This window comes from Aliiglaciecola sp. NS0011-25 (assembly GCF_040370605.1).
Lineage (GTDB): Bacteria > Pseudomonadota > Gammaproteobacteria > Enterobacterales > Alteromonadaceae > Aliiglaciecola > Aliiglaciecola lipolytica_A.
In genome coordinates, this window is record NZ_BAABWR010000023.1 from 23937 (window position 1) to 38276 (window position 14340).

General features: G+C 41.8%; 12 protein-coding genes. 3 read left to right on the forward strand and 9 right to left on the reverse strand.

The features are described from left to right. Positions 1–64: 64 nt before the first annotated feature. The 3 genes from ABWV72_RS17655 to ABWV72_RS17665 all read right to left on the reverse strand — a co-directional run bounded on the left by ABWV72_RS17655 (position 65) and on the right by ABWV72_RS17665 (position 2793). Complete coding sequence (locus ABWV72_RS17655) at positions 65–832, reverse strand: DUF481 domain-containing protein (protein ID WP_216047198.1); 768 nt, start codon at positions 830–832, stop codon at positions 65–67. A 144-nt stretch (positions 833–976) separates the two neighbouring features. Further along, complete coding sequence (locus ABWV72_RS17660; protein ID WP_342804996.1) at positions 977–1780, reverse strand: DUF481 domain-containing protein; 804 nt, start codon at positions 1778–1780, stop codon at positions 977–979. Positions 1781–1962: 182 nt separating this feature from the next. Next, positions 1963–2793 carry an HDOD domain-containing protein gene (locus ABWV72_RS17665; RefSeq protein WP_353372122.1) on the reverse strand — a complete coding sequence of 277 codons (831 nt, stop codon included), beginning with the start codon at positions 2791–2793 and terminating at the stop codon, positions 1963–1965. A 212-nt stretch (positions 2794–3005) separates the two neighbouring features. Between ABWV72_RS17665 and ABWV72_RS17670 the strand changes: the two genes are divergently transcribed. The 3 genes from ABWV72_RS17670 to ABWV72_RS17680 are packed head-to-tail and all read left to right on the forward strand — an operon-like array spanning position 3006 to position 6197. Then, positions 3006–4454 (forward strand): WS/DGAT/MGAT family O-acyltransferase, encoded by a 1449-nt coding sequence (locus tag ABWV72_RS17670; protein ID WP_342804998.1) that lies wholly within the window; start codon positions 3006–3008, stop codon positions 4452–4454. 37 nt (positions 4455–4491) lie between these two features. Further along, complete coding sequence (locus ABWV72_RS17675) at positions 4492–5295, forward strand: lipase family protein (protein WP_303501347.1); 804 nt, start codon at positions 4492–4494, stop codon at positions 5293–5295. 2 nt (positions 5296–5297) lie between these two features. Beyond that, entirely contained in the window at positions 5298–6197 is a 900-nt protein-coding gene (locus ABWV72_RS17680; protein WP_353372125.1) for an alpha/beta fold hydrolase, read from the forward strand. A 38-nt stretch (positions 6198–6235) separates the two neighbouring features. On the opposite strand, the gene ABWV72_RS17685 is transcribed toward ABWV72_RS17680, so the two are convergent. From ABWV72_RS17685 to pdhR, 6 genes are all read right to left on the reverse strand, one after another. Next, a complete protein-coding gene (locus tag ABWV72_RS17685) occupies positions 6236–6481 on the reverse strand; it encodes a DUF1289 domain-containing protein (protein ID WP_216047203.1) in 246 nt (81 codons plus the stop codon). Between the two features lie 116 nt (positions 6482–6597). Then, on the reverse strand, positions 6598–7008 hold the full coding sequence (locus tag ABWV72_RS17690; protein ID WP_353372127.1) for a GFA family protein: 411 nt from the start codon (positions 7006–7008) through the stop codon (positions 6598–6600). 168 nt (positions 7009–7176) lie between these two features. Next, on the reverse strand, positions 7177–8598 hold the full coding sequence (gene lpdA, locus ABWV72_RS17695; RefSeq protein WP_216047205.1) for a dihydrolipoyl dehydrogenase: 1422 nt from the start codon (positions 8596–8598) through the stop codon (positions 7177–7179). A gap of 151 nt (positions 8599–8749) precedes the next feature. Continuing rightward, on the reverse strand, positions 8750–10744 hold the full coding sequence (gene aceF, locus ABWV72_RS17700; protein ID WP_342805000.1) for a dihydrolipoyllysine-residue acetyltransferase: 1995 nt from the start codon (positions 10742–10744) through the stop codon (positions 8750–8752). A gap of 15 nt (positions 10745–10759) precedes the next feature. Then, a complete protein-coding gene (aceE, locus tag ABWV72_RS17705) occupies positions 10760–13432 on the reverse strand; it encodes a pyruvate dehydrogenase (acetyl-transferring), homodimeric type (RefSeq protein ID WP_216047207.1) in 2673 nt (890 codons plus the stop codon). 134 nt (positions 13433–13566) lie between these two features. Beyond that, a complete protein-coding gene (gene pdhR, locus ABWV72_RS17710; protein ID WP_216047208.1) occupies positions 13567–14322 on the reverse strand; it encodes a pyruvate dehydrogenase complex transcriptional repressor PdhR in 756 nt (251 codons plus the stop codon). Positions 14323–14340: the final 18 nt, after the last annotated feature.

Genomic DNA, 14340 nt, shown 5'->3' on the forward strand with positions numbered 1-14340 from the left:
TGCGTAAAACATAAAAAAGCCGGCGTAAAAAGCCGGCTTCAAGCAAATATCAAACAAGCAGGGATTAGAAAAAGGTATAAACCAAAGTGACTGCAGTTTGTGTATCTAGTTTTTCAGTATCATCAGATGCACCAGAGTTATGATCCAAAGTCACACTGAATTTCATAGACAAAGAACCATTTATTGCTGCAGATAACGACGTCACAGATTTAGATTTTGTATTATCTTCACCAACTTCTGTTGATAACAACTGTTTAAAAGTAGCGGTATCTGAGATTTTCCACTGATAATCTAATGCACCACGTACAATCAGACCTTTCTCAGTCTCACCCGCTACAAAATTTCCATCCGCGTCTTCAGTGCTCTGAGTCTTAGAATAAGAATAACCAGGACCGATACTGTATTCAAATGACGACGTTTCGTCTGCCCACAATTTTTGGTTCCAACCTACAGCGACGGTAGATTGATAATCATAACTGCTAAAACGGTCATCTTCGTAAGAACCAAAACCAAATAAACGATGGTCTGGGTTTTCTAGTTTATAGTTAGCCTGACCAGATACGAACCACTTCTGTGCCGTGGTTTGTGTAACAGTTTCTTCATCAACTGTTACTTGGTCTTTTTTGTATAACCCTTCAATAATGAAGTCGTTACTCCATTCTTCTAGTTCTTGATGAGCAGACAACTTACCTTTAACGGAAGTAGTTTCAGTATTACCAGAAGTGACGATTAAGCCAAACTCGCCATCCATGGTAAAAGGTTTAGTTTCTTCTGCGCTTACATTTGCTGCTAGGGCGCAAAATATAACTGAACATAAAACTGATTTTTTCATTCGACTTTCCTGATTTTAATTAAAATAAAAACAGCTGATATTATTATTGTTTTACTGAATATTGTTTGAAACGTTTCAAACCACCAAGTTGGTAAACACAAAATGTACCAAGTTGCTGATTCATGGTTATTTTTAGCAATTCAATTAAAAAAACTGATATACCAATGTGACGGAAGTTTGAGTATCTAGTGGTTCGTCCAACTCTTGAGGTGAACGATTATGGGTCATATTAAAAGACAACTTCATAGCCAAAGAACCATTAATTTTTGCCGCCAAAGAAGTTTCCGAAAAAGAGCGTGAAAACTCATCGTCGGTTTCAGTGCTTAAATATTGCCTGAACGTTGCCATATCATTGAATTTTTTCTCGTATTCCATTGCCGCGCGGATTATAACACCAGTTTGATCTAACACATCAGTATTTTCTTTGGCAATCGAGCGCGCATACCCTGGCCCGACACTGTAGGTAAACTCACTCTCTTTATCAGACCATAATTGCTCTGTATAACCCACAGCTAAAGCGGCTTGGTAACGATATGAATTAAATCGATCATCTTCGTATTCACCGTACATGAATAGACGGTTAGTGGGATTTTTTAATTTAAAATCTGATTGCATTGAAACGAAAACATTCTGTGCGCTGGTAACTAATTCACTATTTTCATCAATAACTTGTTCGTTTTGTTTATACAGTACTTTTGCCACGTAACGGTGATGCCATTTAAGCAGATCTTGTTTAGCATTTAACTTACCGGTAACCGTAGTACCTGTGGTATTTCCATCGGCATAGATAACTCCGAACTCACCGTTCATGGTGAAAGAGTCGTGATGTTCAGCAGTCGCATCACCATGAAAAGGTGCATCAGCGAGAAAAAGTGCTCGAATTACATCAGTGCGTGCACAACTGGAAAAACTGATGAAAAGGCAAATGGTGGCGCAAATTAACTTCATATAAACCGATCTAAATTAGAATTTGTTCTATTTTTGCGACATTGTATATAATAACGTAACAATATGCAGCACTAAAATAGATTAAAAATCAAACAAATGCTACTTTCAACCCGTTCCTACATTGCATATCAAAGATATGTCTGCTTTTAGCGACAAGCTTGACGATGTTTAATGCTAGCGAGTTAGTAAGGACTGAAGATAGACATCATTTGGTTTATTTCCTGCTTACTGAAAGTGATAGCATCAACAAGTACTTCAACATCCAAATCTACACTTGCTAAGATCGCTGGATTAATTGTTTCAGGCAGGTTTCCTGGGAAGTTCGTCGCCAGCATATATCCTGCAATGGCAGCCACATGCATAATAGCGACCTCTTTGTTACCCATAGCATAATCTTCATCGGTGATATGCATGATGGGCAATGAAATTTGCGTCGGCAGTTGCCAAAGTTGCAAAATCGTTGAGCTACATTGTGGATAAGTAAATCCGAGTATATTTTTTTGCAGCGCAAATGGCACTGTTGCCTGATCTACTGGAATACATTTAGCAGCTAACTCAGGACTCTCTTTCGTCACCACCAATTCTGCTAAATTATGCAGTAAACCCAACAAAAAGAACCGATCAGAACCTCTAACTCGCGCTAATTTGGCTAAATGCTTAGCCACTAAACCAGTGAATAAACTCTGTTTCCAAAATCGCTTCAGATCCACATTTTCATCACTCAAAGAGTCGAATGCATCTTTCGCAGTTTCAGCCATAACTAAATTATATAGTGCTTCGCCACCTAGTATGTTTACTGCTTTACCAATGTTATCGACCTGAGAGCGGAATCTAAACAATGGACTATTGGCTAATTTAAGTAATTTGGATGCAAGTGATGGATCTAAGCTAACAAGGTTTCCGATATCTTCGACGTCTGATTGATGATCATCTAACATTTGCCGAATACGCAGACAAATGTCTGGCAGGGCAAATGAGGTGCTAGCTTTTTTTGCGTAATCAATTGCTTGCATAAATACGAATACTTTTGGATGAGATGTGATTGATAGTAGTGGACATTATAGTCATGCTGAACTCAAATTGCGGTTTTTTTTGTGCATAGTTATGGGTTTTCATATTTAACCAAGGCTTCAGCCGCACTGCTTATCCAACCACAAAAAAAAGTTGATATTTACGTTGTTAGGCGTACGGTATGTTTATAACGGTTTGTTAACAGGGAAGCAGGATGGAAGAACTCTCAGGTTTAGATGCAACTTTTCTATTTTTAGAAACTGAAAAAATCCCGATGCATATAGGTGGCGTATGCATAATGGAAGGATCGATGAAATTCGAAGAGTTTTACGAATTTATGGAAAAACGTATCCATCTAGTTTCAAAGCTCACCGAAAGACTGGTTACCGTTCCCCTAAGCCTAGATAGACCTTACTGGATTGAAGATCCCAATTTCGATTTAAGTTTACATATACGACACATGAAATTACCTGCGCCGGGTTCTTGGAAGGAACTGCGTTATGCTGCATCTCAGCATTTTTCAACATGTCTAGATAGGAGCAGACCGCTTTGGGAATTTATTTTTGTTGAAGGCTTAGACAACGTATCGCAAGTACCGAAAGGATCTGTCGCGATAATAACTAAAGTACACCATTCTGGTTTCGATGGTAAATCAGGTGCAGATTTAATGGCCATGATGTGGGATGTCACTCCCAAACCTCGGCCGGTCCCCGCGAAAGTATCCAAACCCCAAGAAAAGATCCCTGGCGCGATGAACCTTATGGCTCGTAGTGCGTATAACTTAGTTACTATTCCGGGAAAATTGCCGGGATTGTTATGGGATACAGGCAAGGCCACCTTAAAAGCCAGTTATCTGTCCCGTGTACATGGCATTAAAATGCCAACCCTGCCCTTCCGCGCTCCAAAAACGCCATTTAATGGGGTGGTTGAGCAAGAACGTAAATGGAATTCCGCTTTACTCGAAATTGATCGGGTAAAGGCAATACGTAAAGTGGTTGATGGGGCTACCCTAAACGATGTGATATTGGCTATTTGTGGCGGTGCGTTGCGCCAATACCTATTAGCTAAAGGGGAATTGCCTGAGCAACCATTGGTAGCTATGGTGCCTGTCTCAACCCGTTCGAAAGATGAAAAGAACGCGATGGGAAATCAGGTATCAGCCATGTACATCCAATTGGCTACAAATGAGGCAGACCCGATTAAGCGTTTGGAGAAAATCCATGTTAATACCCTAGTTGGTAAGCTGTACCAAGAAGCAATTGACGCTAAAAGTCTAATGGGATACGCAGACTTAATTCCATTCGGTTTAGCTGGTGTAGCTTCACGATTTTATACACGATCAGCGTTAGCCAAGTGGCATAAACCATTTTTCAACTTGGTAATTACAAATGTCCCGGGGCCAAATATTCCGTTGTATCTAGGCGGACACAAGTTACTTACCAATATGGGAACCGGGCCCATTTTTGATGGTATGGGGTTAATTATGCCGGTGCTAAGCTACGACGGGACGATCACAATCAGTCCAACAAGTTCAGCCAATTTGATGCCCGATATAGATGTTTTAACTAAATGCATATTAGATTCCGCTAATGAATTGGAAGCTGCCGTGCAGAAGAAGCAAGCCAACATGGCTGCGTTTAACGCTTTGTTAAATGAAAAATAAAGCACGAAGTATATAACCAAAGAAGTAGAGAGTTTATATGAATAACGAAATAGCGACACTGCCAAACAATCGTCCCAAAAAGCGCCATATGCTCTCGGAGGGCAGATCGCTTTTCGAATTCGGTACAACCAGTTTATTGATGCCTTTATTGCTGCAAGCTCCTCGTGGTGACAAACATCCTGTGATGGTTTTGCCTGGTTTCTTAGCGTCGGATATTTCGACTAAACCTCTACGTACCTTTCTCAAAATGAAAGGTTATAAACCTCATGGTTGGGGCTTAGGAAGAAACCTAGGCACCCACATTGTAGGTGGACAGCATATAGTGAGTGACCAGTTACTCAATAAAGTCATTGAATTGCATGTCAAACACGATGCCAAGGTCAGCCTTGTGGGCTGGAGTTTGGGTGGCATTTTGGCAAGAGAAATTGCCCGTGCAATTCCTGATTGTGTAAGACAAGTTATTTCGTTAGGCAGTCCATTTAATGGCCCTCAGGGTTCTGCCCCCGTAGCGGCTAAAATGTTTGAGATGATAAATGGCGATTTAAATCAACGAGAACCAGATGCAGCACAACGAATTATTCCCCCACCACAGGTTCCAAGTTCAGCTATTTTTTCCCGTAGTGACGGCGTAGCTCACTGGCAATCATGTATCAACTCAAATGAACATTTGCATCCACAATCGGAAAATATTGAGGTGAAAGGTAGCCATATGGGCTTAGGACATAATTCTCAGGTATTATGGATTGTCGCCAATCGATTAGCGCAAAAAGAAGGCCAATGGCAGCCATTCAGACAAAAAACCTTACATAGAGTTCTGTATCCAAATCCTGATAGGGCATAAATTTGAGTGAAGTAACTAATAGCGAAGAGCTGTTCGCGGACGTAAACGGAATTACGTTGTGTTACCAAACCTTTGGTAACCCAAAAGACAAACCCCTATTGTTGATAATGGGCCTAGCAACTCAAATGATTCATTGGGATCCACGATTTTGTCAAAAATTGGTGGACCAAGGGTATTGGGTGATCCGTTTCGACAATCGCGACATTGGCAGAAGTACCTTATTACAAGGTCAAAAAAAGCCAACCATTTTTTCAGTCGCGGCCAATCAATTGTTTGGTAAAAAGCTGCACGTTCCTTACGATTTACATACGATGGCCGGTGATGCAGTTGCATTATTAGATCATCTAAACATTGCTACCTGCCATTTAGTAGGAGTATCTATGGGTGGAATGATCGCCCAATGTATCGCCATAGATTATCCAAATAGGGTGGCCAGTTTAACCTCTATTATGTCTACTACCGGTAACCGATCGCTACCTAAACCCAAAAAGTCGGTAATGTTAAAAATCATACAGCCGCCGCCTAAAGATCCTAAAGCTTACCTACATTATTCTTTAAAATTATGGAAAATGCTCAATGGTGACTATTTCAATTTTGATAAAAAGAAGATAGCAACACTTATGCAGCACGCCAGAGAACGCTCATTTAACCCTGATGGCGTGTGGCGACAGACCTGTGCAATATTAGCCTCACCTGATCGAACCTCAGCGTTACATAAGATTAAATTACCGAGCCTGGTGATCCATGGTGATTGTGATCCGCTTGTTCCCGTCGAGTGTGGGATAGCCACAGCCGCAGCCATCGAAAATTGTGAACTAGTTATTATTAAAGGTATGGGGCACACATTGCCTGAAGAGGCTTGGGATCAAATCATCAGCAGTATCGCTAAGTTAGCCAATTAACATACAATTACCGCAGTTGAAGTCTGTGGGAAAGGCCGTTACTCATCAAACATGTCTGTTTGCTGAGGTGTTGTTGTTTTAGCATCGCCGTTTTTCCTGCGTGAGGCTATGGCTTTGCGTCTCTGACAAGCTTTTATAATAACCCTTTTGGCATAAGGTGTAGTCTGATTCCAATACAGCCTTTCGTCCCTGCTGCGGAAACATCCCGTACAATAGCCCCCTTTACCTGATTGGCAAACACCGATGCAGGGGCTAGGGATGTCAAAAAACTCGAGTTGATCCACAGTGGCGACTTTTATTCATAAATTCAGATCATTTCCTATAGTTTACCCCCTTATTCAAAAGTAGGCGAAATACCAATTATGATTTTAAAAATGATCTGAATTCAATTAATCCAATACTATTCTGGATATTGGGCAAATTTAGGTGCCGCTTGGCCATCATCGTACCAAGCGAATTTTTCTTCCCAAAATATATTCGCTTGGGGCGTAATATCTGGAACGCCATCTAAGAAGCCAGCAGGTATGCACAGCATACTGCCATCACGGGTTAAATAAGGCACTTGTGAGCCGCAATCAGAGCAAAAAACATTACTAAAGCGCACCGCATTTGGTAGATCAAAACGTTTTATTTTATCTTCACCACTGTGCCATTGGATATTTTCAGGATCGGTAAATATTAGTGAAGCGAACGCTGAGCCAGTTTTCTTTTGACAGCGATCACAATGACATTGATAAAAACGTTTGTAAGGTCCATGAACCTGACCGGTCACTGCACCACATAAGCAGCTACCTTTAATTTCTTGCGGCATAATAATTCCTCTTATAATAATTTTATTTAGCAAAACGAATCTAGCTCATCCCCCCGCCTAATTATAGAAGCATAAGCTCAGGTGATGATAAAACCAGATAAAACCTGCAGACATAAAAAATGCCAGTTTGCTCAACGCAGACTGGCATTCTTTGTATCGTTCAGAGAATTACTTTTTCTTTGCTTTTGGGTTTGGCAAATCAGTAATACTTCCTTCAAATATTTCAGAAGCTAAACCAATTGATTCATTTAACGTTGGGTGAGCATGAATTGTCAAAGCAACATCTTCAGCATCAGCGCCCATTTCAATGGCTAAACCAATTTCACCTAACATTTCACCCGCATTGATACCGATAATTGCACCACCGATTACACGGTTAGTGTCTTTTTCGAATATCATTTTAGTCATACCTTCAGTACGACCAGAAGCAATAGCTCGGCCTGAAGCAGCCCAAGGGAAAGAGGCAGTTTCATAACTTACGCCTTGCTCTTTAGCTTCTTTTTCAGTTAATCCTACCCAAGCGACTTCTGGGTCAGTGTAGGCAACTGAAGGAATACATTTAGGATCAAAGTAATGCTTCTTACCAGCAATCACTTCTGCAGCAACATGACCTTCATGTACCGCTTTGTGAGCAAGCATAGGTTGTCCAACAAGGTCACCAATCGCATAGATGTTGCTAACGTTAGTACGCATTTGCTTATCAACGTTAATGAAACCGCGCTCATCTACTTTCACGCCAGCTTTATCGGCTGCAACTAAACTGCCATTTGGACGACGTCCAACTGCCACTAGTACTTTATCGTATCTAACTGGCTCAGCAGGTGCTTGTTTACCTTCAAAAGTAACGTATAAACCGTCGTCTTTAGCTTCAACAGCTGTTACTTTTGTTTCCAACATGACGTTAAATTTGTTTTTAACGTATTTTTGATAAATTTTGATGACGTCTTTGTCAGCAGCTGGAATCAACTGGTCTAAAAACTCAACCACATCAATTTGCGAACCTAGAGAACGATAAACAGTCCCCATTTCCAAACCAATGATACCGCCACCCAAAACTAACATTTTTTCAGGGATATCTTTCATTTCCAACGCGCCTGTAGAATCGATTACTCGATCATCATCGTTTGGAATGAAGGGAAGTGAAACTGGCTCTGAACCAGCAGCTATAATCGCGTTATCAAAAGTAATGGTTGTTTTACCGTCTTTCCCTTCTACTTCAAGGGTATTAGAACCGGTGAATTTACCGTAACCTTGCACAAATTTAACTTTGCGCATTTTAGACATGCCTGACAAACCTTTAGTAAGTTGCCCTACTACACTGTCTTTCCAGCCACGTACTTTATCTAAATCAATTTTAGGCTCACCGAACACAACGCCGTGTGAAGCCATTTCTTTCGCATCATCAATTACTTTAGCTACGTGAAGTAACGCTTTAGAAGGGATACAGCCTACGTTAAGACATACTCCACCTAAGGTTTCACGGGAGTCAATGATGACTGTTTCAATACCTAAATCGGCAGCTCTAAACGCTGCTGAATAACCACCAGGTCCTGCACCTAGCACAACCAGTTGAGTTTTAATTTCGCTCATTATGACCTCAAATTTCGAATTCTATTCTGACAGACCTGTAAAATACTACCTTTGCGACTTTATGTTAGCAAAGTAAAGCACGACTAAACACGAAAAATATCAAAAAAGTGCGCTTCAACATGATTTAAGCAAAAGCGCACTTAATTATGACCTAAAGTAGAATTTGGCGAAGATCAGCCAACACGTTGCTCAAATGAACCGCAAAACGTGCAGCTACAGCACCATCAATCACACGGTGATCGTAAGATAATGACAGCGGTAACATGAGTCTTGGCTCAAAATCTTTACCATTCCACTTTGGTTTCATTTCACTTTTCGAAACACCTAAAATAGCCACATCAGGCGCATTTACGATAGGCGTAAATGCAGTACCACCAATGCCGCCTAAACTAGAGATAGTAAAACAGCTGCCCTGCATATCCGGACCTTTAAGTTTTCCATCTCTGGCTTTGATACTAATTTCAGTAAGTTCTCGAGAAAGTTCGACAATACCTTTTTTATCCACATCACGTACTACAGGAACAACAAGTCCTCCTGGAGTCTCAACAGCAATACCAATATGGTAATACTTTTTCTGGATAAGTGATTCGCCAGATTCAGACAAAGACGTATTGAATACCGGATACGCTTTAAGCGCATCGGCTACCGCTTTCATCATAAAGACTAAAGGTGTAATTTTAACCCCTAGTTTACGTTTTTCAGCGATGACGTTTTGCTCTTTACGGAATTTTTCCAATTCCGTTATATCGGCTTCTTCAAATTGCGTAACATGTGGAATCGTTACCCAATTGCGGTGCAGGTTTGGTCCAGAGATTTTCTGAATTCGCGTTAGTGGAACTTCTTCCACCTCACCAAACTTAGCAAAATCAACTTTCGGTGGAGCTAGTACTTGCAAACCACCTGAACCACTTCCAACAGATGACCCAGGGGTCATTTTAGGACGTGATAATTCGTATTTAACAAAAGATTGCACATCTTCTTTTAAAATACGTTTTTTAGGACCGCTACCAGCAACCTGTGTTAAATCTACACCAAATTCTCTCGCTAAGCGACGCACCGACGGTGAAGCATGAACTTTACCACTGGATTTTTTGTCGGCCGCAGATGGATGATGTGGAACCGGTGGCTTACGGGTATTCTCAGCTCTGGCAGGTGCTGCAGGTGCCGCTGCTTGTTGAGCAGGGGCAGGTGCTGGAGCAGCTGCTTTGGGTGCTGATTTTTCAGTTACCTCTAATGTGATAACCAAACTACCTTCTGATACTTTATCGCCAACCTTTAATTCGACACTTTTAACCGTACCACTTTTCGGTGACGGTACATCCATGGTGGCTTTATCGGTTTCCAAAGTCACCAAGCCTGCTTCAGCTTCTATTTCATCGCCAACCGCAACCAATACTTCAATGACATCAACATCAGTATCACCACCGATGTCAGGTACTTTTACATCAATCACTGAGGTGCTCTGTTCACCCGAGTCAGCTTCTTCAGCTGCAGGGGCTTCTGGCGCAGATGCTTGTTGTGCTGGTGCTGGCGATGGTGCCGATTCAGCAGCGCTAGGCGCAGTATCCGCGGCAGAATCTGATGCACCTTGAGTTTCTAATTCAAGTATCAAAGTTCCTTCAGAGACTTTGTCTCCGACTTTGATTTTAAGCGACTTCACCACACCTGCAGCAGGCGAAGGTACGTCCATGGTCGCCTTATCAGTTTCCAAGGTGATTAAACCCGTTTCTGCATCAATCTTATCGCCTTCGGCGACCAGTACCTCAATCACATCAACATCAGTGTCACCACCAATATCAGGCACCTTAACTTCAATCACTTCACTGCTAGCACTTGCAGCAGCGGCTTTAGGTTGTTCTGCCGTTGGTTCTGGTGCTGACTCTGAAGCAGCCGCTTCAGAGGACGCGCCCGCAGCGGCAAGTTTCATGATCAAAGTGTCTTGACTGACTTTGTCACCTACCTTCACCAAAATATCTGCAACCGAACCTGCAAACGGCGCCGGAATATCCATACTGGACTTATCACTTTCAACCGTTATCAGCGACGTTTCTGCTTCGACATCGTCACCTACAGAAACACAGATTTCAATGACTTCAACTTCTTCACCGCCCACATCGGGGACCAATACATCTTTTAAATCTGACATTTTGAGTCCTCCCAATTACGCGTAAAGCGGATTAAGTTTATCGCCATCAATACCAAACTCTTTGATAGCATCTAGCACAACTTTCTTATCAATATCACCGGCTTTGCTTAACTCAGTTAACGCTGCAAGGGCGATAAACTTAGCATCAACCTCGAAATGATGACGCAAGTTAGGACGACTATCAGAACGACCGAAACCGTCGGTCCCTAGTACTTTATATTGACCTGGCACAAATGCACGAACTTGGTCAGCATAGTTTTTAACGTAGTCGGTCGCAGCAATAGTCGGGCCGTCAAACCCTTCTTCAAGCACGCTAGTGATATAAGGTACTTTGGCTTTTTTGTCTGGGTTTAGCATATTAAAGTGTTCGCAGTCTAAACCATCACGAGCCAATTCATTAAATGAAGGTACACTGAATACTTCAGAGGCAACTGAGAACTTATCTTTCAACAGTTGCGCAGCTTCACGAACTTGCAACAAAATAGTACCAGAACCAAGCAACTTAACTTTCTTCTTGCTCTTAGCTGTACCTACTTTTTCAAGAGAATAAATACCTTTAATAATTCCCTCTTCGGCACCCTTAGGCATTTCTGGCTGAACGTAGTTTTCGTTCATTACGGTTAGGTAATAGAATACATTCTCATGATTCTCACCCATGCGACGTAAACCGTCTTGCACAATCACAGCTACTTCATAACCATAAGTTGGATCGTAAGTTACACAGTTTGGAATCAAAGCCGCTTGTACATGGCTGTGTCCATCTTGGTGTTGCAGACCTTCACCATTTAGTGTGGTTCTACCTGCTGTTCCACCAACTAAGAAACCTCTAGCCTGACTATCACCCGCAGCCCAAGCCATATCACCCACACGTTGGAAACCAAACATGGAGTAATAAATGTAGACCGGAATCATAGGTAGGTTATTGGTTGAATAAGAAGTACCGGCAGCTAACCAAGATGCCATAGCACCAAGTTCGTTAATACCTTCTTGTAACACCTGACCTTTTTTATCTTCGCGATAATAGGCTACTTGATCGGCATCTTGAGGAACGTATTTTTGTCCCTGACTAGAATAGATACCTACCTGGCGGAACAAACCTTCCATACCAAAAGTACGGGCTTCATCTGGAATAATTGGTACGATACGGCTACCAATTTGTTTGTCTTTGAGCATCACGGTTAATACGCGAACAAACGCCATAGTAGTGGAGATTTCACGCTCCCCTGACCCTTTAGTGATTGCTTCAAACGCTTTTAACGGTATCGCTGGTAAATCTTCAGTACTGTCCGCTAAACGGGTTGGCATATAACCAAACAGCTTTTCTCTGCGGCGTCTGAGGTAAGTCAATTCAGGGCTATCTTCAGAAAACTTGTAATAAGGTAAGTTTTCAAGATCGTCATCAGCAACTGGAATATTGAAACGGTCGCGATATTGACGAACCGCATCTATGTCCATTTTCTTGACGTTGTGAGCAATGTTTTTGCCTTCACCAGCTGAACCTAAACCGTAACCTTTAACGGTTTTAGCTAGGATAACCTGAGGACGACCTTGTGTTTCTGAAGCACGTTTGTATGCAGCATAAACTTTTACTGGGTCGTGTCCACCACGATTCAAGCGCCAAATATCGTCATCTGACATGTTTGACACCATGTCTTTTAACTCTGGGTACTTACCAAAGAAGTTTTCGCGAGTGTAAGCGCCACCTTTGGCTTTGTAATTCTGGTATTCACCGTCGACGGTTTCATTCATTACATCGAGTAACTTGCCAGAGGTATCCCGTGCCAATAGAGGATCCCAATAACGTCCCCAAATGACTTTAATCACTTCCCAACCAGCACCGCGGAAAGTCCCTTCTAATTCTTGGATAATTTTACCATTACCACGAACAGGACCATCAAGACGTTGCAAATTACAGTTGATGACAAATGTTAAGTTATCTAGCCCTTCACGAGAGGCTAGACCAATAGCACCTAAACTTTCAGGCTCATCAACTTCACCATCGCCCATAAAACACCATACACGCTGTTCTGAACAATCTTTTAGTCCACGATTTGTGAGGTATTTTAAGAAGCGAGCTAGATAGATAGCCTGCATTGGACCTAAGCCCATAGATACAGTTGGGAACTGCCAAAAATCAGGCATTAACTTAGGATGAGGATAAGAGGAAATCCCCTTGCCATCCACTTCCTGACGGAAACCATCAAGCTGATCTTCGGTTAAACGACCTTCAATGTATGCGCGAGAATAAATTCCAGGAGAAACATGGCCCTGAACAAATAAATAGTCGCCGCCATCTTTTTCGTTTGGCGCACGGAAAAAGTGGTTAAAACCGACATCATAAAGCATAGCTGAAGATGCAAAACTTGATATATGGCCACCTAGCTCCAAATCTTTCTTAGAGCCGCGTAAAACCATCATCATTGCATTCCAACGAATTGCTTGACGAATTTTAGCTTCAATCGTTTGATCCCCAGGCATGGTCGGTTCTTGACCTGCGGGAATGGTGTTTATATAGGCAGTGGTAGCTGTGTACGGCAGGTAAGCACCATTACGGCGAGCCTTTTCGATCAAGCTTTCTAATAAGTAGTGAGCGCGTTCCACACCCTCTTCTTCAAGTACTGCGTCTAGTGCTTCTATCCATTCCTGGGTTTCTTGTGGATCCACATCCGGATGCATCATATCAGCCATGGTGCTTTCCTTTAGTTAGTTTAAAGTTAAAATTTACTGACCGAGAAAATAAAGAATAGTTTAAATTTATATTCTTTTCTTTCAGTTCAGTAAGTAAATTACATAAATTAGCAATATTAACAATGCCAATAAGGTTATTTCTGTATTTCAATTCTTCTAAGTGCCCGTTGAATTCTGGTATCTTGTCGGTTTATTTCTAACAAGATATCTTCAATGAACGCCAAGTGTTCATTGCTTGCTTGCCTAGCAGTTTCCGGGTCACGAGAAACTATTCCAGCCAATATTTTTTCACGTTGTTTATGAATGATGTCAGTGACATCGTCTCTAATCGCTAGCATTTCAAAGTTAGCTTTAATATTTTCCTGCAACATCGACTTCAAGCTACGCATAACGTGCACTAACACCAAATTGTGTGAGGCTTTAGCCATGGCGAGATAAAAATCTACCAAGGCTTTAGATAAATCTGTTTTGTCTGATTTTTTAGAAAGCTCCGAAATGGACGCTAGTGCTTCTTCTAATTTAACGTAGTCTTCTGGCTGGCCTCGCAGCGCAGCATAATATGCAGCCATGCCTTCTAAAGCATGACGAAATTCGAGTAAATCAAATTGAGTTTCAGGTCGTTTAGCAATTAGATCCAGAAGAGGATCGGTAACCGATGCAGTAAGATTACGCTTAACAAAGGTACCACCGCCTTGCTTGCGTAACAGCAAACCGCGAGCTTCTAAATTTTGAATCGCTTCACGTAATGACGGTCTAGATACGGCGAAATTCTCGGCGAGCTCACGTTCCGAAGGTAACTTTTGACCAGCTAATAAACGCCCATCAATGATCATCGATTCAAGCTGTTCAGTGATCACATCAGAAAGTTTTCTCGACTGTATGCGTTGCATATTTGCGTGTGCTTCCTC

Excerpts from the sequence above, each read along its gene's own strand:
- ABWV72_RS17655 (WP_216047198.1), bottom strand. The coding sequence starts at position 832 with ATGAAAAAATCAGTTTTATGTTCAGTTATATTTTGCGCCCTAGCAGCA.
- ABWV72_RS17690 (WP_353372127.1), bottom strand. The coding sequence starts at position 7,008 with ATGCCGCAAGAAATTAAAGGTAGCTGCTTATGTGGTGCAGTGACCGGT.
- aceE (WP_216047207.1), bottom strand. The coding sequence starts at position 13,432 with ATGGCTGATATGATGCATCCGGATGTGGATCCACAAGAAACCCAGGAA.
- ABWV72_RS17675 (WP_303501347.1), top strand. The coding sequence starts at position 4,492 with ATGAATAACGAAATAGCGACACTGCCAAACAATCGTCCCAAAAAGCGC.
- ABWV72_RS17665 (WP_353372122.1), bottom strand. The coding sequence starts at position 2,793 with ATGCAAGCAATTGATTACGCAAAAAAAGCTAGCACCTCATTTGCCCTG.
- pdhR (WP_216047208.1), bottom strand. The coding sequence starts at position 14,322 with ATGCAACGCATACAGTCGAGAAAACTTTCTGATGTGATCACTGAACAG.
- ABWV72_RS17660 (WP_342804996.1), bottom strand. The coding sequence starts at position 1,780 with ATGAAGTTAATTTGCGCCACCATTTGCCTTTTCATCAGTTTTTCCAGT.
- ABWV72_RS17670 (WP_342804998.1), top strand. The coding sequence starts at position 3,006 with ATGGAAGAACTCTCAGGTTTAGATGCAACTTTTCTATTTTTAGAAACT.
- lpdA (WP_216047205.1), bottom strand. The coding sequence starts at position 8,598 with ATGAGCGAAATTAAAACTCAACTGGTTGTGCTAGGTGCAGGACCTGGT.
- aceF (WP_342805000.1), bottom strand. The coding sequence starts at position 10,744 with ATGTCAGATTTAAAAGATGTATTGGTCCCCGATGTGGGCGGTGAAGAA.